A 23780-nucleotide genomic window follows, 5' to 3' on the forward strand; every position below is an offset into this window, starting at 1 on the left:
TGGATGACAGGCGCCCCGCCCGGCTCGTTCCACCGGTCCACGAATTTCGTCCGGCCTCCCAGTCCGGGAACGAAGATGACGGCCTGGTCACCATCGAGTGCCGGGCTGACGATGTAACGCGCAAACTCCTGACCACCCACGTCATCAGCTCCTATTGACCCCATTGACAAAGTGCGAAGACCGCCGCACCAATCATTTGGCGAAGCCTAACCCCGATCCCGGACGGGCTCCAGATATCGCACCATCTAACGCCGACGATCAAATTGTCGAAGAATACTGGTCTATTTCAGTAGATCTATGGCAAAGTGTGGCAGGTGTCCACGCTGCTTGCCGCCGCCGTGATTATCCTGATCGCCTCAACGGTGCACGCGGTGACCGGATTCGGGTACGCCCTCGTCGCCACGCCATTGCTGGCCCTCACGGTCGACCCTCATACGGCAGTGGTCGCCACCACACTCTCCGCCCTGGCCATGACCGTCACGATCGCCGTGCGTCAGCGTCACCACGCCGAGTGGAAGGTGGCCGTGATCGCCACGGCCGGCATCGTGGTCGGCATGCCACTCGGCCTCTGGGTGTACGCGGTGACGTCCGAGCGCGTGCTCACGGCGCTGATCGGGGTCGGCGTGCTGGGCTGCACCGTGATGGTGTGGCGAGGCGTGAAGGTGCCCGGGAATGTTCCCGTGCTGGTGGGAGCCGGGCTCATCTCCGGCACGCTCTCCACCTCCACCGGCACCAACGGGCCGCCGATGGTCGCCGCCTTCCAGGGCATGGGCTACGACCCCCACAAGTTCCGCGCCACCCTCGCGGCCGTGTTCGCCGCCACCAGCGTGCTCAGCCTGATCGGGTTCGCCGCGGCCGGCCAGGTGAACACCCAGTCGCTCTGGATCGGGCTGGTGGGCCTGCCGGTCGTGCAGCTGGGGTGGTTCGCCGGCAACGCCGTCTTCAACCGGATCGATCCGGAGCGTTTCCGTAAAGTGGTGCTGGTGTCCCTCCTCGTCAGCGCGGCGGTGACCCTCTTCAGCGCCCTCAACGGCTGACGCCTGCGGGTGAGATCCGGCGTAGGGTGAATCTCGCTCGCTGGTGGACAGGAGGCTCAGATGGCCGGGACGACGCTGACCGAGGTCATGGCCGAGCTGGCCGGCCTCGAGGACCCGAAGGTACGCGAGGTGAACGAGAGACACGGTGACGACCACGGTGTGAACCTCGGCAAGCTGCGCGCGCTCGCTAAACGGCTGAAGACGCAGCAGGAGCTCGCGTACCGGCTCTGGGAGACCGATGACACCGCGGCGAGACTGCTGGCGATCCTGATCTCCCGCCCGAAGGCGTTCGGGCGGGACGAACTGGACGTCATGCTGCGCGAGGCGCGCTCCCCCAAGGTGCACGACTGGCTCGTGAACTACGTGGTGAAGAAGAGCCCGCACGCCGAGGAGCTGCGCCTGGCCTGGTCCGCCGATCCGGATCCAGTGGTCGCGAGCGCCGGCTGGGCGCTGACCACCGAACGCGTGACGAAGAAGCCCGAGATCCTCGACCTCACAGGACTGCTCGACGTCATCGAGTCGGAGATGAAGGACGCCCCGGATCGCCTGCAGTGGGCGATGAACCACTGCCTGGCGCAGATCGGGATCGAGCACGCCGAGCACCGCGCCCGTGCCATCGGCATCGGTGAGCGCCTGGAGGTGCTCAAGGACTACCCGACTTCCCCGGGGTGCACGTCTCCGTTCGCGCCCACCTGGATCACCGAGATGGTGCGCCGGCAGCAGGATCAGCCGGTCACCCGGTCCGCACCCGCTTGATCCCCGAGCAGGATCCTCACCAGGTCCTGCGGCGCGTCCCGCATCAGGTTGTGCCCGCTGTCCAGCGCGTGCGTCCTCCACGAGGGGTCCGCACGCAACCGCCGGTAGACGGGAGTGAACGGGGATGGGCCGTCCCATCCCGCGGCGTACACGTACTCCCTGCGGCGGATGTGCCCGAGGTCGCCGGTGAGCCGGAGCGGCTGGAGCAGCGAGGCCAGCGGGTGCGGCGTGGCCCGTGGGTCGAAGAAGGGCAGCGGCCGTACCGCGTAGCCGGTCTCCACCACGTCCGTGTACCATCGCCGTTCCTGGTCGGAGACGAGGGTCCAGCAGGAGTCGCCCGGCCCCAGCACCATGGCGTCCAGGTACACCAGGGCGGCCACCCGTTCGGGCGCGCGGTCGGCGGCGCCGGTGATCACCATCCCTCCGTAGCTGTGGCCGACCAGCACGGCATCCTGGATGTTCTCAGCGGCCAGCACACCGGTCACGTCCTGGATGTGCGTGTCGAGGTTCACTCCGCCGTGCAGCAGATGGCCGCGCTCGCCGAGCCCGGTCAGCGTCAGCGGGTGGACGGCATGTCCCTGCGCGCGCAGCTCGCCGGTGAGCTCCTGGAAGCACCAGCCGCCGTGGCACATCCCTGGGATGAGCACGAAGTCAGTCATGATCTTTCTCTCTTTCTCTTTGCCGGATTCGACGGCTCATGAGGGCGTGGCGGGGTCACCCGTTGTCAGGCGCGTGTCCCCACGGCGGGCCGGGGACGCGTACGGCCTGCGGCGAGGGCGGTCACTGAGGCCGCGGCGCACAGGATCGCGGTCCACGCCAGGGTGGCCTCGGTCGAGGTGTGATCGGCGACCACGCCGGCGATCCACGGCCCGGCGGTCTGACCCGCCGCGAAGACGGTGGTGAACGCCGCCAGCGTGGCGGTCCAGTCGGCGGACGGGACGTCGGCTTTGATGAGGGCGGTGACGGCGGCGGGGACGCCCATGAACGTCGCTCCGTAGATGATCGCTGAGGCGAGGATGACCGGTGGCGTGGGTGCGGCCAGCGCCAGCGCCGATCCGCCGGCCAGGATGGCGAGCAGGACGGCCATGACGCGGGTGGCGGGCCATGCGGCGGTGGGGCGGCTCCACAGCGCCGGCGTCGCGATGACGGCCAGGCCCAGTGCCGTCCAGGTGAGCATCACCTGCCCGAGCGGGGCGTGCTGGTCGGCGAGATAGGCGGACAGGAAGGTGATGTAGGTGATGTATCCGGCGGCGAACAGCACGTAGGCCAGGGCTGCTCCCCACAGCGGGCGCACCCGGGCCCGGCCCTCGGCCGTCATCGTGTGCGTCCCCTCGCCCGCGTCCGCTGCGCGCCAGCTCGCCACGGTCGCCAGTGCGGCTCCGACGGCCATGCCGATCCAGGCCAGGCGCCAGTGCTCCCCCAGGGCGGGGATGCTCACACCGCTGACGACGATGCCCAGGCCGGTGCCGGCGAAGTACACGGCGATGGGCGCGTCGGAGGACGCGCGGGCGGCCGCGCGTGAGGCGATCACGCCGCCCGCGACGAACACCACCGCCCCCGCCGCTCCGGCCGCGGTCCGCGCGGCCAGCATCGCCAGGTAGGCGTCGCTCGCCACGGTGGCGGCCAGGGACACGGTGGTGAGCGCCATGCCGGCGCGGAAGGCGGCGGCGGTCCCCCAGCGGCGCACGACCGCGGCGGTGACCAGCGCGCCGAGGAGGTAGCCGAGCCCGTTGGCGGTGCTCATCGCCCCCGCCTCGGCCAGCGTCCAGCCCAAGCTCTCGCGCATGGCCGGCACGAGCAGGCCGTAGGCGAAGCGCGCGAGCCCGATCGCCGAGGCGGTGCCGAGCGCCAGCAGGCCCGCCTGCCACATCGCCCTGGACCTCGCCTCTCGCGCGATCCGCGTCATCGGCCCGCGCTCCCGGCGTCGGCATCGGGGGCCACGTCCCGTGCGTCCGAGGCGTTCCGTAGGTGCGGTGAGCCGGCATAGGGCGGCATGACACTCCAAAGATCGAACCGATCGGTACGAAGTTGGATGCTAGCAGCAGAACGAACCGACCGGTTCTATCTAGGGCCACGGCGATCGCCGGCGCCCATCGTCGACAAGGCCACACGCCCAGACAAAACGAACCGGTCCGTCTCATCAGGGTGGTAACCTGAGCGCATGCCCAACGTCAGGAACCCGGACCACTCCCGGCGCAGCGAACGCTCGCGGCAGGCGATCCTCGAAGCCACCCGCGCGCTGATCTCCGAAGTGGGATACGGAAAGGTCTCGATCGAGGCCATCGCCGCACGGGCGGGCGTCGGCAAGCAGACGATCTACCGGTGGTGGCCGTCCAAAGGCGCCGTGATCTTCGACTCGTTCCTCGCGCTCAGCCAGGACGCCGAGGGAGAGGGCATGGCGCTGCCGGACACCGGTGACCTCGAAGCCGACCTGAAGCTGGTGATGCGCGCGACGGCCGCCGAGTTCGCCGACCCTGACTTCGAGAGGCCGATCCGGGCGCTCAACACCGAGATCATCACCGACTCCGACCTCGCCGCCCAGTACCACGACAAGCTGGCCCGCCCCGTGGACGAGGCGAAGAAGGCGCGTTTGCGCAGCGGGCAGCAGGCGGGTCAGCTCGCCCCGGACGCCGACCTCGACCTGGTCCTGGAAACGCTCTACGCCCCCCTCCTCCAGCGGTGGCTGCTCCGTTCGGGCCCGCTCACCGCCGAGTACGCCGACTCCCTGGTCGACATCACCCTCAGAGCTTTCCGCCCCTGACGACTTTCCGATCGGGCTGTCGCAGCCCGTCAAGTCCAGCGGAACTGGTCACCCAGGGGCTGAGGCCTATCACGCCAGGAGGGTGCTCCAGCTTTCGGCCTACTCATCTCGCCCAGGCCGACCCGCTCCGGGACCGCCGCCCTATATGCCGGATCCCCCGGTCGCTGGATCGGCACTCAGGCGCTGAACTCGGGCGATCGCCTGACGAGTGACGAAGCGACCGCGTACCGTCACCTTCGTGACCAGCCCGCACGCTTCCCCTCCCGACCCGCTCGACGCCGTCATCGATGCCGGCCGGCACTGGGCCACCCCCCGGGATCTGCCGGCCCGCCGGGCCGGTGAGACCACCTCGGGCGCCGGCCCGGGACGACGTACGATGCTCACGGCGGCCGCGTCCCTGGCGGCGGCCTGTCTAACCGGCTGCTCATCGGCCGAGGTGCGGAACAAGACGCCCACGGCGGCGCCCGCGTCCCGCACAGGACCGGCTCCTGAGACGCCGAAGGCCGCGTACCGACGGCTGATGGAGGGCAACAGACGCTGGGTGGCCAACGCTCTCCAGCATCCGGATCGCGATCCCACACGCCGTCAGTTGCTGGCCGCCAGCCAGCAGCCTTACGGCGCGGTGCTGTCCTGCATCGATTCCCGGGTGCCGCCCGAGCTGGTCTTCGACACCGGCCTGGGTGACCTGTTCGTCATGCGCAGCGGCGGGGCGGCTGTGGGGCCCGTCATCACCGGCTCCGTCGAGTACGGGCCGATGACCAGCGGAACCCCGCTGATCATCGTCCTCGGCCACCAGCGCTGCGGCGCGGTCTCCGCCGCCTACAAAGCCCTGCGGGAAGACGAGCCGCTGCCGGGCAACCTCCAGGCGATCGCGAAGGCCATGCGTCCCGCGTACGAACAGGCCGTGCGGGAGGGCGGCGCGGACCCCGCCGAGACGATGGCCAGAGCCCAGGTGGAGCTCACCGCGAACGCCCTGCGCGGCAATCAGGACCTCGCGCCGCTGGTGGCCAAGGGAGTCCTGGCCGTGGTCAGCGCGTACTACTCCCTGGACACGGGCGAGGTCGAGATCCTGAACGGCGCACCCACCTGAACCCGACGACGACCGCGGCGATCTTGCCGATTCGCCCGACCCAGAGCATCGGCCACGAGTACCAGCCCGAGATCCGCCATAGCCGGTCGTCGAGATGGTTCGTTCAGGGCTCAATGACACTCCACCTCAGAGCTGAGCCCTTTACAATGTAGATTTGTACCTGACGTTTGTCACACGGGACAGGCTGACGCACGGCACTACAGCCGCTCCCCCTCCCCCGCCCATGCTCGAAGCATGGGAATCGCGCTGGAGCTCAAGGCCGTGAGCAGGCGTTACGGCACCACCATCGCGCTCGATGGTGTGGATCTGAACGTAGAACAAGGGCAGACGGTCGCCGTGCTGGGGCCCAACGGGGCAGGCAAGACGACCATGCTGAGCATCGCCCTGGGGCTCCTCTCCCCTGACCAGGGATCGGCCAGGGTGTTCGGCCGCTCGCCCACCGAGGCGCTCCAGAAAGGCGAAGTCGGGGCGTTGCTGCAGGATGCGGGGCTGCTGGACGACGTGCGGGTGGCGGAGCTGGTCGCCGCGGTGGCCGGGATGTACCCGCACCCGATGCCGGTCGATCAGGTGATGCGGGCGGCGGGCGTACAGGATCTCGCCGGTCGGCGGGTCGGACAGCTGTCCGGCGGGCAGCGGCAACGGGTGCGGTTCGCGCTGGCGCTGGTCGGGGATCCGAAGGTGCTCGTCCTCGACGAACCCACGGTGGGCCTGGACGTGGAGAGCCGCCGCGCTCTGTGGCAAGAGGTGCGCGCCCGGACAGCGGAGGGCCGCACGGTGGTGTTCGCCACCCACTACCTCACCGAGGCCGACGACTACGCCGACCGGGTCGTCCTGCTGACGGACGGCAAGATCGTGGCAGACGGGCCAGTCGACGCCATCAAATCCCTGGTCGGCGGTACGGAGATCCGCTTCCGTACGAACAGCGCCGAGGTGAGCCGGTTCGCGGGGCTGCCCGGCGTCCGCCAGGTGCACCTGGAGGGACGCACGGTCGCCCTGCGCACAGGCGACTCCGACGCCACCTTGCGCGCCCTGTTCGCGACGTTCGACGAGTTCGACGGCGTCAGGGACGTGCGCACGGCGAGCACTGATCTGGAGAGCGCCTTCGTGAGCCTGACGGGAGGGCAGGAGCGATGAGGTCGTACCTGAGCCTGGAGATCCGGCGCGGCTTCCGGAACCCCGCCGGGCTGGTTCTGCTGACCGGCTTCCCGGTGGCTCTCTATCTGCTGTGGACCAAGGTGCTGAACGTGGTGCCGCCGGGGCAGCAGGGTGACTTCGCCGCCACCACCATGGTGTCGATGGCGACGTACGGCTCGATGGGCGGGGCGTTGTTCATCGGCGGCGCCATCGCGCTGGAGCGAAGCAAGGGCTGGGCGCGGCAGCTCGCGGTCACGCCGCTGCCGGCGCACGGCTATGTGGTGGCCAAGCTGGTCAGCGGGGCGGCCGGGGTGCTGCCGAGCATCGTGGTCGTGCTGGCCGCGGGCGCGCTGTTCGCCGGGGTACGGCTGCCGTGGTGGACCTGGCCGGCCCTGGTGGTGTTGATCTGGCTGGGCGTCATGCCCTTCGCCGCCCTGGGCGTCGCCTTCGGCTACACGCTCAAGGGGCAGGCCGCGAACCTGGCCATGATGGCGGTCTACTTCGGCCTGTCCATCCTGGGCGGACTGTGGCTGCCCATCCAGCTGATGCCTGAGGGCATGCGGACGCTGGCCGAATACAGTCCGGCCTATCAGGCGGGCTCGCTCGGCTGGCGGGCGCTGGAGGGCGAGTGGCCCACTGGGACCGCGGTCGGCGTGCTGACCGCCTGGACCCTGCTGTTCGCCGCGCTGGCCGTCTGGCGTTACCGTCGGGCTCTGTGACGATGAGCTCTGTGACGACGGTTCTGTCACGATGAGCTCTGCGACGATGAGCTCTGTGACGATGAGCATGGCGCCGAGGGACTTCGGCCGGGGTCGCCGAGCGGCCCGGGCCGGCGCCTTGGCGTGGCTGCTCTTGCTGGGCTGGCCGCTCTGGTCGCTGCTGGAATCGGAGCCGAGAGCCGGGCGAGTGGTGTGGGCGTTCGGGGCGGTGGCGGTGTTCGCGGCCTGCTGGGTGGCCGTCATGTGGCGGATGTTCAGCGGCAGGAGGTCACTGCCGCCTGCCGTGACCGGGCTGATCGTCGCGGCGCTGTCCCTGCTTCCGGTGCTCGGGCCGCCGTGGGCGTACGTCTCGTTCGTGTTCGTCGTGAGCGCGCTGGCCACCTCACTCGAAGGCGTCGCGTTCGCCCTCGCGACGGCGGTGACCGCGGGCGTGGAGGTGGTCGCGCTGATCGCGCAGGGGGTCTCGTTCGGAGGGACCTGGTGGCTGCCGGTCGCCGTCGCGGCGCAGGCCGCCGCGGTGGACAGCATGAAGCGGATGGGGATGCTGCTGGCACGACTGGACGCGGCCCGCGTCGAGGTGGCGCAGCTGGCGGTGGAGAACGAACGGCTGCGCTTCGCCAGGGATCTGCACGACATCCTGGGTCACACGCTGACCTCGATCGTCATCAGGAGCCAGCTCGCCGCCCGGCTGGCCCGTACCGATCCCGATCGAGCGGCGCGCGAGATGACCGACATGGAGCAGGTCGCCCGCCAGGCACTGGACGAGGTGCGGCTCGCGGTCGCCGGCTATCGCGCGCCCGCGCTGTCGGAGGAGCTGGACAAGGCGGCGCGCGAACTGCGGCTGGCCGGGATCGAGCTCAAGGTCTCCCCCGCCGACGGCCCCATCCCGGCCGCCGCCGAAGCCCTGTTCGCGTGGGCCGTACGGGAGGCCGCGACCAACGTGCTGCGCCACAGCCGGGGCCGGCACTGCTGGATCGACCTGCGCGTGGACGCGGGAACGGCCAGCGTGGAGGTTCGCGACGACGGGCCACCGGGGGGTGGCCGCGCCGGCGTCACAACCGGCGAACAGCCGATCGGCACGTCCGCGCCGGGCGTGGGCCGGGTGGAGCCCTTCGGGCGGCGGGCGGGCAGTGGGCTCACCGGGCTGGCCGAGCGGGTCGCGGAGGCCGGCGGACTGTTGGAGGTCGGCAGACCGGCGAGCGGCGGCTACCGCCTTTACGCCCGAGTCCCGCTGGCCGGCGCCTCATGATCCGGGTGCTGATCGCGGACGACCAGGACCTGGTCCGGAGCGGCCTGGCCGCGCTGCTCGCGCTGGAGGACGACATCGAGGTGGTCGCCGAGGTCGGGCGGGGCGACGAGGTCGTCGCCGCCGCGGACGAGCACGACCCCGATGTCATCCTGCTCGACATCGAGATGCCGGGCCTGTCAGGCCTGGAGGTCGCCGCCCGCCTGCGCGACCGAAAGGTGATCATCGTGACCACGTTCGGCAGGCCCGGCTACCTGAACAGGGCCCTGGACGCGGGCGTGGCCGGATTCGTGGTCAAGGACGCCCCGGTCACGGAGCTCACAGCGGCTGTGCGACGGGTGCTGGCGGGTGAGCGGGTGCTCGACCCCACACTGGCCGTCACGGCCCTGACCGTCGGTCCAAGCCCGCTGACCCAGAGGGAGGCGGAGGTGCTGCGCGCCGCCTCCGGCGGCTCCACCGTGGCCGACATCGCCCGCCGCCTGTTCCTCACCGACGGCACCGTGCGCAACTACCTGTCCTCGGCCATCGGCAAGACCGGAGCCCGCAACCGCGCCGAGGCCGTCCACGTGGCCGAGTCCCGAGGCTGGCTGTGACCGTTATCGAGAGGTCAGCACACAGAACTCGTTGCCATCGGGATCGGCCATCGCCACCCAGCCGGCCTCGGGCCGGTCGATGTCGATGCGCGTCGCTCCGAGTGAGACGAGACGATCGACCTCCGCCTGCTGATCACCGTGCGGTGGTGGGGCGAGGTCGAAGTACAGCCTGTTCTTCCCTGTCTTGGGCGCCACCGGCGGACCGCCCCACGCGATCTTCGAACCGCCGTGCGGCGACTGGATCGCGGTCTCCTCGTCCTGGTCCCAGACCAACGGCCAGCCCAGCGCCGCGCTCCAGAAGTAGCCGACCTCCTGCGAACCGTCGCACGAGAGCGCTCCGATGAATCCGCAGTCAGCGAGGAAGTTGTTGCCCGCCTCGACGACGCAGAACTCGTTGCCCTCGGGGTCCGCGAGCACCACGTGACCCTCTTCCGGGAGTTGCCCGACGTCGATGTGCTGGGCGCCGAGTTCGAGCGACCTGGCGACCGTCCGCTGCTGATCCTCGAGGGACGTGCTCGTCAGATCGAAGTGCATCTGGTTCGGGCCGGTCTTCTTCTCCTCGGTCGGGCGAAATCGGATCCGGAACCCGGTGTCATCGCTCGGCAGGAGCGTGATGCCGTCGTCGGGATCGTCGGCCGGCTCCCGGCCCAGGACTCCGGCCCAGAAGCGCGCGAGGAGGAGGGGGTCGTTCGCATCGAAGCAGAGCGCAACGAGCCGAGAAGTCATCCCGTATCTCCAATCTACCGGCGTGACGGCGCCAGCCAGGGAGCATCCCCCTGGTGCCTGACGGAGCAACGCTAGTCCATCCGAGGAACGGGACGCCAAGCATTATTCGGAGCGCGGCCCCGGAGAGTAAATTATTTCACATGAGACCGTATCGAATGAAAAGATAAGGGGTAATATGGTCCCATGACCGCTGACCAGCCGCGCGACACCACCGCCTCGCGTGCCACCGACCGCCCCGGCGACCGCTCGCCATTCGCTCTCGGCCTGCTGCTGCGCCAGGCGCATTGGCGCGCGGCCACGGTGATGACGGAGGCACTCCGGCCGCTCGGCATCGAGTTGCGGCACTTCGCCGTGCTGATCGTGCTGGTCGACCGCGGGCCCACGGTGCAGCGGGACCTGGCGGCGGCGACGGGGTCGGACAAGGCCGGGATCATGCGGGTGGTGGATGATCTGGAGCGCATGGGACTGGCCGTGCGCAACACCGTTCCGGGCGACCGGCGGGTGCGGGCGGTGCAGATCACCCCCAAGGGCGTCGAGCTTTTCGACGCGGCCCACGTCGCGGCGCAGCCGCTGGCCGAGCGCCTGGTCGCCGAACTGGCCCCCGGAGAGCCCGAGCGACTGATGGATCTACTGACCCGGTTCGCCTATCCCGGACGGTGAGGGCCCGGTGAAATAGTATTGATTGATACTATCGCGAATGATACAATTATAGGCGTAGGAGGAAGCTAGAGACACAGAGAAGGGGAGGTGGCGTTCGTGGACGTCTATGAGGCGGTCACGAGCCGACGGGCTGTGCGCGGATTCACCGACCAGCCTGTCCCGATGGAGGTGCTGGAGCGCGTGCTGTCCGCCGCGGCCTGGGCGCCGTCCGGATCGAACCTCCAGCCCTGGCACACCTTCGTGCTCACCGGTGCGCCGCTGGCCCAGCTCAAGAAACGCGCCCTCGAGCGCGTGGCCACAGGCGACGCCTGGGACGAGCGGGAGTACGAAATGTACCCGCCCGCGCTGAAGTCCCCGTACCGCGAGCGCCGATCCGCCTTCGGCCGGGAGCGCTACGGCGCGCTCGGCATCGCGCGCGACGACTGGGAGGCGCGCCAGCGGAGCGCTGCCGAGAACTGGGACTGCTTCGGCGCGCCCGCCGCCCTGTTCTGCTACATCGACCGCGACCTGGGCCCGCCTCAATGGGCCGACGTCGGCATGTATCTGCAGACGGTCATGCTGCTGCTGCGCGCCGAAGGGCTGCACAGTTGCCCGCAGATGGCCTGGTCGGTCTATCGCGAGACCGTCGCGGAGGTCGTGTCCCCTCCCGAGGGGCTCATCCTCTACTGCGGCATGTCGATCGGCTTCGAGGACACCTCGGTGAACTACGTCCGCACGGGCCGCGCGCCGCTCGACGAGACCGTCACGTTCGTCGGCGGTTCAGTACGGCATTCGCACGCGGCCTGACCGGGGCTGCGGCCGTCACCCCTCGGGGTGGCGGCCGGCTACTGGGAGATGCTGGTCGCGCTGCGCCGGGGCCCGGCGTAGCGCCACCAGAAGTTGAGCAGCACGCTGGCCCGGTTACGGCCGCCCAGCAGGTAGGACACGTGGATGAAGATCCACACCAGCCAGGCGGGAAGCCCGCGCACGGTCAGCCCGTTGGGCAGCTGCAACACCGCCTCGGCCTTGCCCACGGTGGCCATGATGCCCGGGTCCCGGTACGAGAACGGCTGCGCCGGCCTGCCCTGAAGGGCCGCGGCGATCTGCCTGCCCACGTGCTCGCCCATCTGGATGGCCGGCTGGGCGAGCTGCGGCTGTGGCGTGGGCTGCCCGGAAAGGTCGCCGGCCACGAAGATCTCCGGGTGACCCGGCACGTTCAGCGCCTCGGTGAGCGTGATCCGGCCGCCCTTGCCCTGCGGCAGGCCCCAGTCGGCGACCTGCGGGGGCGCGGTCACGCCGAGCGCCCACACGGTCAGGTCGCTCGGCAGCCGCGTGCCGTCGCTCAGCACCACCGCGTCCGGGTGCACCGCCGCCACCGTGGACCCCAGGCGCAGCCTCACCCCTCTTCGGCCCAGTGCCGCCGCGGCCGCGTTCCGCAACCGCTCCTTGTACGGCGACAGCACGTAATCGAACCGCTCCACGAGCGTCACGCTGGTCTGGCCGGGCTTGATCTCGGGATGCGTCAACGGCAGCGTACGCCGGCGCAGCTCGGCCAAGGTGCCCGCCATCTCCACCCCGGTCGCGCCCGCGCCCACCACCACGACGTGCGTGCTCTCGCGGCGGCCGAGCGCCGTTTCCTCCAGGAGCTGCCCCAGCCGGTTGCGCAGCGCCGCCGCGTCGTGCAGCGAGTAGATCGGCAGCGCGTTCTCCTGCGCCCCCTCGACGCCGAGCCAGTTGGTGGTCACGCCCGTGGCCACCACGAGATAGTCGTAGTCCAGCCCGCTCCCGTCCTCGAACTCCACCCTCCGCTCCCCCGGCAGCACCTTGCTCATGGCGGCACGGCGCGTCCGCACGTTGGGCCACCTGGCGGCGAAGGTGCGGATCGGATAGGACACGTCCGACGTGCCCATCCCGGCCGTGGCGACCTGGTAGAGCAGGGGCTGGAAGGTCGCATACGGGTTACGGTCGACCAGCGTCACCAGCGCCCCGGTCCGAGCCAGTTTCTTCGTGGCGGCGAGCCCCGCGAAACCCGCGCCCACGACTACGACCCGTGCTCTGTGCGCCATGGTTCGGTCCCTTCCCTCCTGGGTGACGTACCCAATCTTCGACCGACATGTCCGCTCTCCCCTCAGCGAAACGTGCCCGGTCCGGAGGCGGTCCGGTTCCTCGCTGACGTCGACGTCGTGGTCGGCCCGGTCCGCCCACCCGTGACCGAGAGCCCGCCGGTCTGGCTTTACTTTTTTGCCGGGTGATCCGCGCCTCCACAAAAATGTCAACTTAGGTTAGCCTTACCTTGCTCGCGGATGGCCTGGCGCGTCTTGGCGGCCTCTCGCCGAGCGTGCTCCAAGCGAGTGCGGTGGCTGCGGCGAAAGGACGAGACCATGACCAAGACCAACATCAGGGCTGTCCGTATCAAACCCGAGGCGGCCGAGACGCTCGTCCTGCGGGTGCGGCGCACGGAGCGGATCTCGCCGCATTTCGTACGGGTCACCCTGGGTGACGGCGACATCGCACGGTTCCGTCCCATGGGTTACGACCAGTGGTTCCGCTTGTTCATCCCCATCTCCGGCAAACCGCTGCCACGTCTGCCCGGCAAGCTGACCGCGGCCTCCTACCTGAGGTATCTGACGATCTCCAAACAGGACCGCCCGATCCTGCGCAACTACACGGTGCGCGCCTACCGCGCCGAGGGCCCCGAGATCGACGTGGACTTCGTCCTGCACGACCCGCCCGCGGGTGGCACGCCGGGGCCGGCCGCCTTCTGGGCGCAGAACTGCCGGCCGGGCGATCAGGTGGCGATCATCGACGAGGGAGTGACCTTCAACCCGCCCGCCGGCACCGCCGCCGTGCTGATCGTGGCCGAGGAGAGCGGCCTGCCGGCCGTGGCGGGCATCCTGGCCTCGCTGCCGCGTGACATCGGCGGCCGAGCCGTAATCGAGGTGCCCACGCCCGCCGACGTCCAGGAGCTGGATTCGCCCCCCGGGGTGCGACTGGACTGGGTGATCCGCGACGACCCGCACGTCCTTCCCGGCAGGGCGGTACTCGCCGCCGCCGAGCTGATGCCCCTGCCGGACGGACCCGCCTTCGGCTGGGTGGTGGGCGAACAGGCCCTGCCCGTCGCGGTTCGCCGCCACTGGATCGCGGCCGGCCTGCCGAAGGACCGGATCGTGTTCTGCGGATACTGGCGGGCCGGACGGGGATGAACCGGCCCGCCGGCCTCGGGTCAGGGCTCCGGGGCCGGTGTCACTCGGGTGCGTCCGTGGATCGCCCCAGCCCCGCCTCTCTGGCCAGGATGATGGCCTGCGCGCGGGAGGCCACCTGCAGCTTGGCGAAGATGCTGGAGATGTGGTTGCTCACGGTCTTGGGCGCCAGCGTCAGGTGCGCTCCGATCGCGGCGTTGGTGCGTCCGGCGGCGATGAGATCGAGCACGTCCCGCTCCCGCCGGGTGAGTCCGGGGAACGGCTCGCCCTGGGGCGGGGCTGTGAGGTAGCTCAGGACACGACGGGCCACACCGGGGCCGAAGATCGCCTCACCGGCGGCCACGGCCCGGATCGCGCGGACGATCTCGTCCTGCTGAGCGCCCTTGAGCACGTATCCGCGAGCTCCCGCCCGCATGGCGGCGAAGACCGACTCGTCGTCCTCGTACATGGTCAGCATCAGGACCGCCACCTTGGGGGCGGCCGTGGCCACCTCCCGTGCGGCCTCGATGCCGGTCATGCCGGGCATCTGGATGTCGAGGACGAGGACGTCCGGCGCCAGGGTGACCGCGGCGCGGACCGCCTCGCGGCCGTCGGCGGCGGTGCCGGCGACCTGCATGCCGGGCAGGGTGGACAGCAGCACGGCCAGTCCGTCGCGGACGATCGGGTGGTCGTCGGCGATGACGACGCGAACGGTCATGACGTCGCCGCCAGCGGCAGCAAGGCCACGACGCGCCCGCCGCCTGCGTGTGGCCCCGCCTGGCAGGTGCCGCCCAGTTCCTCCGCGCGTTCGCGCATGGAGCGCATGCCCACCCCCGCTCGCCACTCGCCGCCGCCGCCGTCGCCGCCGCCGTCATCGCCGTCACCGCCGCCGTCATCGCCGTCACCGCCGTCGCTGATCTCGACGCGGAGGAGGTCACGGAGCGTGAGGCTCACCCGCGCGCTGGAGGTGCGGGCATGGCGGGCCACGTTGTTGAGCGCTTCGGTGACGATGCGGTAGGCGGCGACCTCCACGGCCGCGGGGAGCTCGGAGAGATCCTCGGGGGCCTGGACGCTGACGGTGAGCGACAGCCGCTCGGCCTGCTGCCGTAACGCGCTCACCAGGCCGAACTCGTCCAGGGCGGGCGGGCGCAGACCGTACACCAGGCGCCTGATGTCCTCGATCGCGGTCGTGACCTCGGAGCGCAGGGTGAGGATCAGCTCCTTGGCCCGGACGGGATCGTCGGCGATCACGTTCCCGGCGGCGTCGGCGCGGTAGACCACGCCGGTGAGCGTGGGGCCGAGACCGTCGTGCAGGTCACGCCGGAGCCGCCGCCGCTCGTCCTCGCGGGCGACCACGATGTGCTCACGGCTGCGTTGCAACTGCGCCGACAGATCCGTGGCGTGTACGGCCACCGCCAGCGGGACGGCGAGCAGTTCCAGGACCCGCGTGTCGGCCGGCGACACCGTCTTCTCGCCCGGTCGCAGGCCGACGATCAGCTCGCCCACCCGGTCGCCCTCGTAGACGAGCGGCACGGTGTGCAGCCGTTCGGGTGCCGTGCCGTTGGAGGCTCGTTCCACATCAGCGGACCGCAGCGCGGCGAAGGGCAGGCGCAGCACCTCGCAGATCGCGGCCACCAGCCCGGCCAGCCCGGGTGCGGGATCGGCCAGGCGCCGCCCGATGCGTGACAGGGCACGGGCGGGATCCACCCGGTCGCCGTACAGCAGCCGGTCGACCCCGCGCTGCAGCCGCACCCTGACGGGGTTGAAGGCGACGGCGATCAGCACCGTGGCGAACGCCGAGCCGCCGAGTCCCGCGCTGCCGAGCACGGTCACCAGGAGGGCGTAGGCGGCGACCACGGCCGAGGTCAGCAGGGCGTACAGCACGGCGCGGGAGACGATCAGGCGGATGTCGAGCAGGCCGTGGCGCAGGATCGCGATGGTGATCGCGATCGGCACGAGCGGGATGGCCAGCAGCATCAGCACCGGCCCCGCCTGGAAGACGCCCCAGACGAGCACGACCGCCGCGAGCAGCAGCACCGCGAGCAGGAGCCACAGGAGCTGACGCCGCTCCCTTTCCCCGCCCCGCCGGTAGCGCAGCGCCAGACCCCCGAAAGCGGCCAGGACCAGGAGGGCGCCGCGGATCTCGGTGACCGTCCAGAGCACCGCCAGGTCGTCGTGGAACGCGATGGTCAGATAGCCGACGCCGTACGGGCCCTCCCCCAGCCCGGTGGGAGAGGCGCCCATCTCCAGCACGAAGAACGGGGCGGTGACGATCGTCAGGTGGACGAGCCAGGTCCATCGGGGGCTCACCGGCCGCCCGTCGGGAAAGAGCAGCAGTACCAGCGGCAGGCAGAGCGCGATCGACCACGGCCAGGAGTAGACGGCGAAGGTGATGATCGTCCGCTGCAGGACCTCCGGCCAGCCGTGCACCTCGCCGACGGCCCACAGGCCGGCGCCCAGGGCGGTGCCCGCCTGGGTGACGGCCGCCGCGAGCAGCAGCCAGCCGATGGCGTTGCGCGGGCGGTGCCAGGCGATCAGCACACCCGCGCAGGCGAGAGTGAGGCCGATGGCCGAGTTGGTCACGATGAAGCTGTCGGTGGCGCTCTCGAAGCTCATTCCCGCCAGGACGGCGCCCGCCACGCCCACGACGGCCTCGGTCGCCGCGGTCGCGAACAGGATCCAGGCCAGCACCTTCACACGGTCATGATGGCCGCCCGCCGCCGCTCGTGCCTAGGGGCGGGCCCCCAGGACGCCCGGGACGATCGCCCGGCCGCCCTGGGGGCGCGCACCGTGTCGCGGCGCCCGCCCGGGCCGGAGCATGAGTGCGTCACCGACCTTCATGGGAGACGTCATGACCCTCACTTCCGCCACCCCGCAGGTGCGCGATACGCGTGCCTTCCGCCGGCACGCTCTCGCCGTGCTCCTGCCGATCGGACCGCTGTGCGTAGCCGCGCTGCGGGTGATGCTCCCCTACAGCACGACGGACGGCCCGTCGGCTCAGCTCGCGGCGGTCGCCGTCGGCCAGGAGGCGCAGGCCGCCGTCCTCTGGCTCGGCCCGCTGGCCCTGATCGCGCTGGTCCCCGGCCTGTTCGCGCTCACCCGGATGGCGATGCGCCGGGCGCCCGTGCTGGCGATCGTGGCCACGACGCTGGCCGTGCCCGGCTATCTGGGCATCGCCGCGCTCGGTGTTTCGGACGCCGCCGCACTGGCCGCCGTCACGGCCGGGCTGAGCCCGCCGGACGGCACCGCGCTGCTGGCCGAGCTGGCGGAACAGCCGGCGCTCGCGACCTCCGTCGGCCTGTTCGTCCTGGGCCATGTCGTGGGGACCGTCCTGCTCGGCGCGGCTCTCTGGCGGTCCGGGGCCGTCCCGGCCTGGGCCGGCGTGATGCTGATCGCCTCCCAGCCGCTGCACCTGGCCGTGGTGGTCAGTGCGGGCCCCAAGTTCCTCGACGGCGCCGCCTGGGGCCTGACCGCCCTCGGCTTCGCCGCCGCCGCGTTCACCCTGGCCAGGACGCGCGACGACGACTACGAGCCGCCGCCTCGCTGAATCTGCTCGATATGTCCACAAAAATCCCCTTAAAAGAGAAGGAACAATGTCATGCGTAGAATCCGCACGCTCGTGGGCGCGACCTTGGCCGCGCTGGCTCTGACCGCGGGGCTGTCGCTCCCGGCCACCGGGACGACCCACGCGCTCGCCTCCAAGACCTTTACCTGGAAACTGATGACGGCGGGCGACTGCACGATGTTCCAAGGCGCACGGTGGACCCTGTACTCGGACGGCACGGCGACGTTCGACGCCACGGTCACCAGCGGCGGCAACAACGACGCCTGGCTGATGTGGGCGCGAGTCAAGGACGCCAACGGCGCCGTGCTCGGCTCACTGGCCAACGCCGGCATCCAGGACCCCGCCGACAGGGCCAAGTTCGTCAAGAACCTGCCCAGCCGCACCCAGCGATACCGGTGGTTCGCCTCCGGCAGGTTCAACGCCGCCAAGTACCACCTCATCAAGGGCATGTCGCTGAGCAAGCACTGCTGAGCCGTACCCGGCACACCTGACCCGCGACGTCAGCCAGGAGCAGAGGTCCCGCCCTCCAGCAGGAGGCCGGGACCTCTTCACGGGCCGCGCCGGAGTCCCGGAGCCCGGCTACGTTGCCGGCAGGGCCGCGGCGATGCAGTCGAGGACGCGCTCCAGCCCGTGCCGGAACTGCTCGTCGCGGCTCAGATGCGGCCGGCGGGCCTGCGTCACGATCTTGCTGAAGATCGGATACTCCCCGCTCTCCAGCAGCTGGTGGACGCGCGCGGAGCTCCGCGCCATCCACTCCGACTCGCTGAGCCCGCTGCGGCGGACCTCCTCGGCCGAGCTGACCTCCTCGCGGACGGCGCCCTCGACGTAACCGTTCAGCATGGCCATGAGGCCGAAGTTCTCGTCGATGGAGACGTGGGCGTCGAGGGCGCCCATCACCCCTTCGATCACGCGCAGCTGGTTGGGGCCGAAGCTGGGGAGCGACCGCTGCACGGTGGCGATCCACGGGTGCCGCAGCCACATCGCCCGCAGCCCCTCGGCGTAGCGGGTCAGGTCCGCGCGCCAGTCGCCGGAGGGCATGCCGTCGACGTCGATCTCGCCCTGCAGCCGGTCGGCGATGAGCTCGACGAGGTCGTCGCGGCTGGGGACGTACCGGTAGAGGGACATCGCGCCCGCGCCGATCTCGGCGGCGATGCGCCGCATGGTGGCGGCCTCCAGCCCCTCGGCGTCGGCGATCCGGATCGCCGCCTCGGTGATCTGGGCGCGGCTGTAGGCCGGCTTGGGCCCACGGGCCGGGCGCTCGGGCCGCATCCAGATGCTCACGTACTCGGCGTCGGTCACCGCTCCACCTCCTACTTGCGTACATCGTACCCAATAATCTAGTCTGACCGCCATAACCGCGTACAACGTACCCAGTTGGAGGGGATCATGGCGGATCCGATCGTGGTCGCCGAAGGGCTGCACAAGTCCTTCGGCGGCACCCACGCCCTACAGGGCCTGAACCTGAGCGTTCCGCCGGGAACGGTCTGCGGCGTGCTGGGACCGAACGGCGCGGGCAAGACGACCGCGGTGCGCATCCTGGCGACCTTGGCCGATCCCGATGCCGGGCACGCCCGCATCGCCGGGTACGACGTCGTCCGCGACGCCGCCGAGGTGCGGGCCAGGATCGGGCTCGCGGGCCAGTACGCCGCCGTGGACGAGAAGCTCACCGGCCGCGGCAACCTGCGCATGTTCGGGCGCCTCTACCACCTGTCCCGGCGCCAGGCGCACCAGCGCGCCGACGAGCTGCTCGACCGCTTCGGCCTGATGGACGCCGCCGATCGCCAGGTCGCCGGCTACTCCGGCGGCATGCGCCGCCGCCTCGACCTGATCACCTGCCTCATCCTGCGCCCCGAGGTGCTCTTCCTGGACGAGCCGACCACCGGCCTGGACCCGCGCAGCCGCGGCGAGATCTGGGACAGCGTCCGCGAGCTGGTGGCGGACGGCACCACGGTCCTGCTCACCACCCAGTACCTGGACGAGGCCGACCGGCTGGCCGACGCCATCGCCGTCGTCGACCACGGGCAGGTGATCGCCACCGGCACCCCCGACGAGCTGAAGGCCACGATCGGGGACCGCCTCGACGTCGTCCTCGAAGACCCCGCCGCGCTGCGTCCGGCGGCGACCGTACTGAACGCCCTGACCGGGACCGAGCCCACACTGACGGGCGCCGACCGGCTCAGCGTCGCCCTGCCCGGCGGCGCGCTGCGGCTCGCCGACATCGTGCGCGAGCTCGACCGCGCCGAGGTCGCCGCGGCCGACGTGCGACTGCGCCGCCCCACCCTCGACGAGGTGTTCCTGCGCCTCACCGACCGCAAGGAGTCCGTACGATGACCGCCCGCACCCTGCCGCTGGGCCACCGCCTGCGCTGGACGTTCGCCGACGGGCTGACCCTGGTCGGCCGCGAGCTGGGGCGGCTGCGCCAGGAGCCCGGGGAGCTGGTCGCCGCATTGATCTTCCCGGCCGTCATGGTGGTGCTGTTCGGGTACGTCTTCGGCAGCGCGATCCAGGTGCCGGGCGGCGGCGACTACCGCGAGTACCTCATGCCCGGCCTGTTCTCGATGGTGACGTTCTCGTCGCTCATGGGGGTCATGCAGCGGATGGCCTCCGACGCCTCGAAGGGGGTGATGGACCGGTTCCGCTCCATGCCGATGGCGCGCTTGGCGGTGCCGTTCGGGCAGACGGGCGCCGACCTGCTGACCGGCCTGCTGATGCTGGCCATCATGGTGGGCGCCGGCCTGCTGGTGGGCTGGCAGCCGCACCGCGGCCTGATCCCCACGGCCCAGGCGTTCCTGCTGATGATGGTGCTGCGGTACGCGCTGAGCTGGGTGGGCGTCCATGTGGGCCTGGCGGTGAAGAACGACCAGATCGCCGACGCGATGGTGCCGCTGTTCCTGCCGTTCACGATGCTGTCGAACGCGTTCGTCCCGACCGACGGCATGCCGGGGTGGCTGCGCTTCCTGGCCGACTGGAACCCGGTGAGCGCGCTCACCGCCGCCTCCCGGGAGCTGTTCGGCAATCCGGGGGTGACGTCCGGAGACGTGGCCTGGCCGCTCGCGCATCCGGTGGCCGCCGTCCTGCTCTGGTCGGCCGCGCTGCTGGTGGTGTTCGTCCCGCTGTCGGTCCGTACCTACGAGCGCAGGGGCCGGTGACCGACCGGCCCGGTGGGGCGGGCCACCGGCGGGTCAGCGAGGACGAGCGCGACACGGCTGTGCGACGCCTGCAGGAGGCGTACACCGAAGGGCATGTCACGCACGAGGAGATGGACGGGCTCCTCCACCAGGTGCTCACCGCGACGACGCGCGGCGAGCTCGCGTCGGCACTGACCTCGCTCCCGGAGGAGGCCGCGGGCGCCACGTCCACGATCGCCGTCGTCAGCGGGCGGATCCTGCGGCGCGGCGCGTGGCGGGTGCCCCGGATCCTCAGAGTGGAGTCCGCGCTCGGCCGGGTGCGCCTGGACCTGTCCCGGGCGGTCATCGAACATCCGGTGGTCGACATCGAGCTGCGCCTCGGCACCGGCGGAGCCAGGATCACGGTGCCTCGCGACGCGATCGTCGACGTCGAGGATCTGCGCACCGGGTGGAAGGACCCGCTCTACACGACCCGGCGGCGCTCCCGCCCCGGCGGGCCGACGATCCGGATCTCCGGGACCCTGGGGTTGGGACGCCTGAAGATCCGCCACGCACGACGGTGAGACCGGCGCCGGGACTACGCGGGCACGACCTGGGGAAGGCGACCATCACCTTCTGATGTTCCCGAGCCGAAAGGACGGACATGACCGCGACCCCGTTGGGCGACTTCCTGCGCGCCCGCCGCGACGCGCTCAAGCCACAGGACGTGGGGCTCCCCGAGACCAGCCGACGCAGGGTCAAAGGCCTGCGGCGCGAGGAGGTGGCGCTGCTGGCCGGCATGAGCATCGACTACTACATACGGCTGGAGCAGGGACGCGAGTCCAGCCCCTCGCCGCAGGTCGTCGAGGCGGTCGCCGGCGCGCTGTGCCTGGACGCGCCCGCCACCGCGCACCTGTGGCGGCTGGTCCGCCCCGCGGAGGCGCGCACCTGGCGGCGGGCGCGGGACACGACCGTCAGCCCGCGGCTCCTGCAGTTCATGGACGGCTGGTCCGCCTCGCCCGCCTTCGCGCTCGGCCCCGCCCTGGACATCCTGGCCTGCAACCCCATGGCCGCCGCGCTGCACGAGGGGTTCGGCCCGGCCGACAACCTGGCCCGCATGGTGTTCGCGGATCCCGCCGGGCGGGAATTCTACCAGGAGTGGGAGCGGGCGGCGCACTCCTGTGTGGCGGAGATCCGCGCCGCCTACGGACACGACCCGGACAACCCGCGCATCGCCGAGGTCGTGGCGGACCTGTCGGAGCGGAGCCCGGAGTTCGCCGAGCTGTGGGCTCGCCACGACGTCAAACCCAAGACCCAGGAGGGCAAGCACCTGCGCCATCCGCACGTGGGCGATCTGCACATCCTGTTCTCGGCGTTCACCGTGAACGGGGCGCCGCACCAGCAGCTCGTCGTCTACCAGGCCGAACCGGCCGGCCCGACGGCGCGGGCCTTCGAACGGCTGCGCGCGCGGGCCGACGACGCGCTCGCCCGCACCCTGCGGACGACCGGCGCGCGCGCCCCGCAGGGTTCCTAGGTACGTCACTCCCAGGAAGTTCTCGGCCTTCAACCCAGGCACCGCCCTCGGAAGAGTGGTGAGGGTCAGACCAAGTCGACGGAACGAAAGGACACCGTCATGACCGACTTCCTCGACGCCGGCTCGCTGTCGCTGCCGGCCCGACTACGACGGCGCGCCCGATCATGTGACCCTCGACTGGGCCGGCACCGACACCCTCGACCGGCTGCGGGTCAAGCCGGACCAGATCGACCGGGACGTGGCCTCCTGGCGGGAGAAGTCGGCGGCCACCGCACACGACGCCGCCGCCTGACCCCGTCCGATCAGGAAGTTCTCGCACTCAGGAGGTTTCTGTCATGACCGCCGCTCTGCTCACCGGAACCCCGCTGTCCGACCGCGTGGCCGTGGTCTCGGGCGCTTCCAGCGGCATCGGCGCCGCCACCGCGCTGCGGCTGGCCGAGCTCGGCGCGAAGGTCGCCGTGCTGGCCCGGCGCAAGGACCGGCTCGACGACCTGGCCGCGTCCATCAGCGCCGCCGGCGGCACCGCGCTCGCCGTCCCCGTCGACGTCACCGGCCGGGAAGCCGTCCGTGACGCGGCGGCCGAGGTCGCCGCGCGGCTCGGCACCGCCGACCTCGTCGTCAACAACGCCGGGGTCCAGCTCATCTCGCCGATCACCGACCTGAAGCAGGACGACTGGCAGCGTCAGATCGACCTGAACATCACCGGCGTCATGAACGTCATCGGCGCCTTCCTGCCGCACCTGACCGCCGCCGCCGACGCGGGACGGACCGCCGACCTGATCACCACGTCCTCGATCGCGGCGACCCGGATCCTGGAGAAGTTCTCCGTCTACTCCGGCACCAAGGCCTACATCAGCCATCTCACCCGGCTGCTGCGCGTCGAGCTCGGCCCCAAGAACATCCGGGTGGCCACGGTCGAGCCCGGCATGGTCGACACCGAGCTGCCGAGCCACGTCACGGACCCTGACGCCAGCGCCCTCATGGAGGGGCTGCTCACCGAGATCGACCCGCTGCGGTCGGCCGACGTGGCCGAGACCGTGGCGTTCGTCGCCGCCTCGCCACGCCACGTCAACCTCACCGAGATCACCATCCTGCCCACCGCGCAGGCTGTCTGACCTGCGCCCACCGCCCGGCTCCCGCACCACGAGCCGGGCGCGGTCGTAGCCGCTTGACCGCTCTCCCGGTGAGACTACGCGGCTGACCAGGTCAACCCGGGTTCGTGGGATATGCGGCGAGACCGTCAGCCATACGTTGCATGAAACGGGTCAGGTACCACCGCCAGAAACCACCGGAGAGCGGCATCTTGGGGTCGAAGGTGGCGGACCAGGTGATGTCGGTGCCCCCTCCGGGTGCGGGGGCGAGATCGACGGTCCCGAGGTAGGACCGGAAGGGCCCGCCCGCGTTGTCGTAGACGAACCGCCGGTCGGTGATCAGTTCGACGATCCGCTCCCGGGCGACGTTGCGGCCGGTGCGGAAGATCCTGGTGTCGCCGACCTGCTGCCGGTCCCCGGGGTCGCCGTCCTCGACGTCGGCGGAGTCGATCGGCGACCACGACGGCCAGGTGGCGGCGTGCGTGAGCGCCGCGAAGACGGCGTCAGGGGCGGCCTGCGAGCGTGCGGTCACACGAAAGGAGTACGGCATGCCCCAAACGTAGGCACGGCCGCGTTCCGGGGACATGCGCGCGATTGACGATG

At 70.9% G+C, this 23780-nt stretch carries 27 protein-coding genes; 19 read left to right on the plus strand and 8 right to left on the minus strand.

Annotated elements, in window-relative coordinates; all coding sequences use genetic code 11:
- Window positions 1–314: 314 nt before the first annotated feature.
- Together ACTMTF_RS44790 and ACTMTF_RS44795 are read left to right on the plus strand one after the other, a co-directional pair.
- On the plus strand, window positions 315–1037 hold the full coding sequence (locus ACTMTF_RS44790) for a sulfite exporter TauE/SafE family protein (RefSeq protein ID WP_397017552.1): 723 nt from the start codon (window positions 315–317) through the stop codon (window positions 1035–1037).
- Window positions 1038–1097: 60 nt separating this feature from the next.
- A complete protein-coding gene (locus ACTMTF_RS44795) occupies window positions 1098–1793 on the plus strand; it encodes a DNA alkylation repair protein (RefSeq protein ID WP_441116187.1) in 696 nt (231 codons plus the stop codon).
- Here the strand turns inward: ACTMTF_RS44795 and ACTMTF_RS44800 are convergent.
- The gene (locus ACTMTF_RS44800; protein ID WP_441116188.1) at window positions 1763–2452 is read right to left on the minus strand and encodes an alpha/beta fold hydrolase; all 690 of its coding nucleotides are present in this window, start codon (window positions 2450–2452) and stop codon (window positions 1763–1765) included. The genes ACTMTF_RS44795 and ACTMTF_RS44800 overlap by 31 nt on opposite strands.
- Before the next feature lie 65 nt (window positions 2453–2517).
- The gene (locus ACTMTF_RS44805; protein ID WP_441116189.1) at window positions 2518–3699 is read right to left on the minus strand and encodes a YbfB/YjiJ family MFS transporter; all 1182 of its coding nucleotides are present in this window, start codon (window positions 3697–3699) and stop codon (window positions 2518–2520) included.
- A 255-nt stretch (window positions 3700–3954) separates the two neighbouring features.
- On the opposite strand from ACTMTF_RS44805, the gene ACTMTF_RS44810 reads away from it, so the two are divergent.
- The 6 genes from ACTMTF_RS44810 (at window position 3955) to ACTMTF_RS44835 (ending at window position 9336) form a co-directional block, all read left to right on the plus strand.
- The gene (locus ACTMTF_RS44810) at window positions 3955–4554 is read left to right on the plus strand and encodes a TetR/AcrR family transcriptional regulator (protein WP_441116190.1); all 600 of its coding nucleotides are present in this window, start codon (window positions 3955–3957) and stop codon (window positions 4552–4554) included.
- A gap of 238 nt (window positions 4555–4792) precedes the next feature.
- Entirely contained in the window at window positions 4793–5644 is an 852-nt protein-coding gene (locus tag ACTMTF_RS44815) for a carbonic anhydrase (RefSeq protein ID WP_441116191.1), read from the plus strand.
- Between the two features lie 234 nt (window positions 5645–5878).
- Window positions 5879–6778, plus strand: a complete 900-nt coding sequence (locus tag ACTMTF_RS44820) for an ABC transporter ATP-binding protein (RefSeq protein WP_441116192.1) — start codon at window positions 5879–5881, stop codon at window positions 6776–6778.
- Entirely contained in the window at window positions 6775–7497 is a 723-nt protein-coding gene (locus ACTMTF_RS44825) for an ABC transporter permease (protein WP_441116193.1), read from the plus strand. The genes ACTMTF_RS44820 and ACTMTF_RS44825 overlap by 4 nt, the downstream gene beginning before the upstream one ends.
- Window positions 7498–7543: 46 nt before the next feature.
- A complete protein-coding gene (locus ACTMTF_RS44830; RefSeq protein ID WP_441116194.1) occupies window positions 7544–8746 on the plus strand; it encodes a sensor histidine kinase in 1203 nt (400 codons plus the stop codon).
- The gene (locus ACTMTF_RS44835) at window positions 8743–9336 is read left to right on the plus strand and encodes a response regulator (RefSeq protein ID WP_441116195.1); all 594 of its coding nucleotides are present in this window, start codon (window positions 8743–8745) and stop codon (window positions 9334–9336) included. The genes ACTMTF_RS44830 and ACTMTF_RS44835 overlap by 4 nt, the downstream gene beginning before the upstream one ends.
- Before the next feature lie 3 nt (window positions 9337–9339).
- Here ACTMTF_RS44835 and ACTMTF_RS44840 read toward each other — a convergent pair whose 3' ends face one another.
- Window positions 9340–10062 carry a VOC family protein gene (locus ACTMTF_RS44840; RefSeq protein WP_441116196.1) on the minus strand — a complete coding sequence of 241 codons (723 nt, stop codon included), beginning with the start codon at window positions 10060–10062 and terminating at the stop codon, window positions 9340–9342.
- A gap of 183 nt (window positions 10063–10245) precedes the next feature.
- On the opposite strand from ACTMTF_RS44840, the gene ACTMTF_RS44845 reads away from it, so the two are divergent.
- Together ACTMTF_RS44845 and ACTMTF_RS44850 are read left to right on the plus strand one after the other, a co-directional pair.
- Window positions 10246–10722: a MarR family winged helix-turn-helix transcriptional regulator gene (locus ACTMTF_RS44845; RefSeq protein WP_441116197.1), complete on the plus strand. Its 477-nt coding sequence runs from the start codon at window positions 10246–10248 to the stop codon at window positions 10720–10722.
- Window positions 10723–10818: 96 nt separating this feature from the next.
- Complete coding sequence (locus ACTMTF_RS44850; RefSeq protein WP_441116198.1) at window positions 10819–11508, plus strand: nitroreductase; 690 nt, start codon at window positions 10819–10821, stop codon at window positions 11506–11508.
- Window positions 11509–11546: 38 nt separating this feature from the next.
- Here ACTMTF_RS44850 and ACTMTF_RS44855 read toward each other — a convergent pair whose 3' ends face one another.
- Window positions 11547–12767, minus strand: coding sequence for an NAD(P)/FAD-dependent oxidoreductase (locus ACTMTF_RS44855; RefSeq protein WP_441116199.1), 1221 nt, complete (start codon window positions 12765–12767; stop codon window positions 11547–11549).
- Window positions 12768–13082: 315 nt separating this feature from the next.
- Between ACTMTF_RS44855 and ACTMTF_RS44860 the strand changes: the two genes are divergently transcribed.
- On the plus strand, window positions 13083–13904 hold the full coding sequence (locus ACTMTF_RS44860) for a siderophore-interacting protein (protein ID WP_441116200.1): 822 nt from the start codon (window positions 13083–13085) through the stop codon (window positions 13902–13904).
- Window positions 13905–13944: 40 nt separating this feature from the next.
- On the opposite strand, the gene ACTMTF_RS44865 is transcribed toward ACTMTF_RS44860, so the two are convergent.
- Both ACTMTF_RS44865 and ACTMTF_RS44870 read right to left on the minus strand, forming a co-directional pair.
- Window positions 13945–14598: a response regulator gene (locus tag ACTMTF_RS44865; protein WP_441116201.1), complete on the minus strand. Its 654-nt coding sequence runs from the start codon at window positions 14596–14598 to the stop codon at window positions 13945–13947.
- Window positions 14595–16577 carry a sensor histidine kinase gene (locus ACTMTF_RS44870; RefSeq protein WP_441116202.1) on the minus strand — a complete coding sequence of 661 codons (1983 nt, stop codon included), beginning with the start codon at window positions 16575–16577 and terminating at the stop codon, window positions 14595–14597. The genes ACTMTF_RS44865 and ACTMTF_RS44870 overlap by 4 nt, the downstream gene beginning before the upstream one ends.
- 154 nt (window positions 16578–16731) lie before the next feature.
- Between ACTMTF_RS44870 and ACTMTF_RS44875 the strand changes: the two genes are divergently transcribed.
- Window positions 16732–17427: a hypothetical protein gene (locus ACTMTF_RS44875; protein WP_441116203.1), complete on the plus strand. Its 696-nt coding sequence runs from the start codon at window positions 16732–16734 to the stop codon at window positions 17425–17427.
- A gap of 51 nt (window positions 17428–17478) precedes the next feature.
- Window positions 17479–17916, plus strand: a complete 438-nt coding sequence (locus tag ACTMTF_RS44880) for a DUF6294 family protein (protein ID WP_441116204.1) — start codon at window positions 17479–17481, stop codon at window positions 17914–17916.
- 108 nt (window positions 17917–18024) lie between these two features.
- On the opposite strand, the gene ACTMTF_RS44885 is transcribed toward ACTMTF_RS44880, so the two are convergent.
- Entirely contained in the window at window positions 18025–18744 is a 720-nt protein-coding gene (locus ACTMTF_RS44885; protein WP_441116205.1) for a TetR/AcrR family transcriptional regulator, read from the minus strand.
- Between the two features lie 87 nt (window positions 18745–18831).
- On the opposite strand from ACTMTF_RS44885, the gene ACTMTF_RS44890 reads away from it, so the two are divergent.
- The 6 genes from ACTMTF_RS44890 to ACTMTF_RS44915 all read left to right on the plus strand — a co-directional run bounded on the left by ACTMTF_RS44890 (window position 18832) and on the right by ACTMTF_RS44915 (window position 23201).
- Entirely contained in the window at window positions 18832–19776 is a 945-nt protein-coding gene (locus ACTMTF_RS44890; RefSeq protein ID WP_441116206.1) for an ATP-binding cassette domain-containing protein, read from the plus strand.
- The gene (locus tag ACTMTF_RS44895) at window positions 19773–20594 is read left to right on the plus strand and encodes an ABC transporter permease (RefSeq protein ID WP_397017588.1); all 822 of its coding nucleotides are present in this window, start codon (window positions 19773–19775) and stop codon (window positions 20592–20594) included. The genes ACTMTF_RS44890 and ACTMTF_RS44895 overlap by 4 nt, the downstream gene beginning before the upstream one ends.
- Entirely contained in the window at window positions 20591–21136 is a 546-nt protein-coding gene (locus ACTMTF_RS44900) for a DUF1707 SHOCT-like domain-containing protein (RefSeq protein WP_441116207.1), read from the plus strand. Before ACTMTF_RS44895 ends, ACTMTF_RS44900 begins: the two co-directional genes overlap by 4 nt.
- Window positions 21137–21216: 80 nt before the next feature.
- Window positions 21217–22086, plus strand: a complete 870-nt coding sequence (locus tag ACTMTF_RS44905) for a helix-turn-helix domain-containing protein (protein ID WP_441116208.1) — start codon at window positions 21217–21219, stop codon at window positions 22084–22086.
- Window positions 22087–22252: 166 nt separating this feature from the next.
- Window positions 22253–22378 carry a hypothetical protein gene (locus tag ACTMTF_RS44910; RefSeq protein WP_441116209.1) on the plus strand — a complete coding sequence of 42 codons (126 nt, stop codon included), beginning with the start codon at window positions 22253–22255 and terminating at the stop codon, window positions 22376–22378.
- 43 nt (window positions 22379–22421) lie between these two features.
- Window positions 22422–23201 (plus strand): SDR family oxidoreductase, encoded by a 780-nt coding sequence (locus ACTMTF_RS44915; protein ID WP_441116210.1) that lies wholly within the window; start codon window positions 22422–22424, stop codon window positions 23199–23201.
- 91 nt (window positions 23202–23292) lie between these two features.
- Here ACTMTF_RS44915 and ACTMTF_RS44920 read toward each other — a convergent pair whose 3' ends face one another.
- Entirely contained in the window at window positions 23293–23709 is a 417-nt protein-coding gene (locus ACTMTF_RS44920) for an SRPBCC family protein (RefSeq protein WP_441116211.1), read from the minus strand.
- Between the last annotated feature and the right edge of the window lie 71 nt (window positions 23710–23780).

The sequence above is a fragment of the Nonomuraea sp. ZG12 genome (assembly GCF_052068115.1).
GTDB lineage: Bacteria > Actinomycetota > Actinomycetes > Streptosporangiales > Streptosporangiaceae > Nonomuraea.

Coding starts and splice junctions, on each gene's coding strand:
- ACTMTF_RS44795 (WP_441116187.1), top strand. CDS start 1,098: ATGGCCGGGACGACGCTGACCGAGGTCATGGCCGAGCTGGCCGGCCTC.
- ACTMTF_RS44800 (WP_441116188.1), bottom strand. CDS start 2,452: ATGACTGACTTCGTGCTCATCCCAGGGATGTGCCACGGCGGCTGGTGC.
- ACTMTF_RS44805 (WP_441116189.1), bottom strand. CDS start 3,699: ATGACGCGGATCGCGCGAGAGGCGAGGTCCAGGGCGATGTGGCAGGCG.
- ACTMTF_RS44810 (WP_441116190.1), top strand. CDS start 3,955: ATGCCCAACGTCAGGAACCCGGACCACTCCCGGCGCAGCGAACGCTCG.
- ACTMTF_RS44820 (WP_441116192.1), top strand. CDS start 5,879: ATGGGAATCGCGCTGGAGCTCAAGGCCGTGAGCAGGCGTTACGGCACC.
- ACTMTF_RS44825 (WP_441116193.1), top strand. CDS start 6,775: ATGAGGTCGTACCTGAGCCTGGAGATCCGGCGCGGCTTCCGGAACCCC.
- ACTMTF_RS44830 (WP_441116194.1), top strand. CDS start 7,544: ATGAGCTCTGTGACGATGAGCATGGCGCCGAGGGACTTCGGCCGGGGT.
- ACTMTF_RS44835 (WP_441116195.1), top strand. CDS start 8,743: ATGATCCGGGTGCTGATCGCGGACGACCAGGACCTGGTCCGGAGCGGC.
- ACTMTF_RS44840 (WP_441116196.1), bottom strand. CDS start 10,062: ATGACTTCTCGGCTCGTTGCGCTCTGCTTCGATGCGAACGACCCCCTC.
- ACTMTF_RS44845 (WP_441116197.1), top strand. CDS start 10,246: ATGACCGCTGACCAGCCGCGCGACACCACCGCCTCGCGTGCCACCGAC.
- ACTMTF_RS44855 (WP_441116199.1), bottom strand. CDS start 12,767: ATGGCGCACAGAGCACGGGTCGTAGTCGTGGGCGCGGGTTTCGCGGGG.
- ACTMTF_RS44860 (WP_441116200.1), top strand. CDS start 13,083: ATGACCAAGACCAACATCAGGGCTGTCCGTATCAAACCCGAGGCGGCC.
- ACTMTF_RS44865 (WP_441116201.1), bottom strand. CDS start 14,598: ATGACCGTTCGCGTCGTCATCGCCGACGACCACCCGATCGTCCGCGAC.
- ACTMTF_RS44875 (WP_441116203.1), top strand. CDS start 16,732: ATGACCCTCACTTCCGCCACCCCGCAGGTGCGCGATACGCGTGCCTTC.
- ACTMTF_RS44880 (WP_441116204.1), top strand. CDS start 17,479: ATGCGTAGAATCCGCACGCTCGTGGGCGCGACCTTGGCCGCGCTGGCT.
- ACTMTF_RS44890 (WP_441116206.1), top strand. CDS start 18,832: ATGGCGGATCCGATCGTGGTCGCCGAAGGGCTGCACAAGTCCTTCGGC.
- ACTMTF_RS44895 (WP_397017588.1), top strand. CDS start 19,773: ATGACCGCCCGCACCCTGCCGCTGGGCCACCGCCTGCGCTGGACGTTC.
- ACTMTF_RS44905 (WP_441116208.1), top strand. CDS start 21,217: ATGACCGCGACCCCGTTGGGCGACTTCCTGCGCGCCCGCCGCGACGCG.
- ACTMTF_RS44915 (WP_441116210.1), top strand. CDS start 22,422: ATGACCGCCGCTCTGCTCACCGGAACCCCGCTGTCCGACCGCGTGGCC.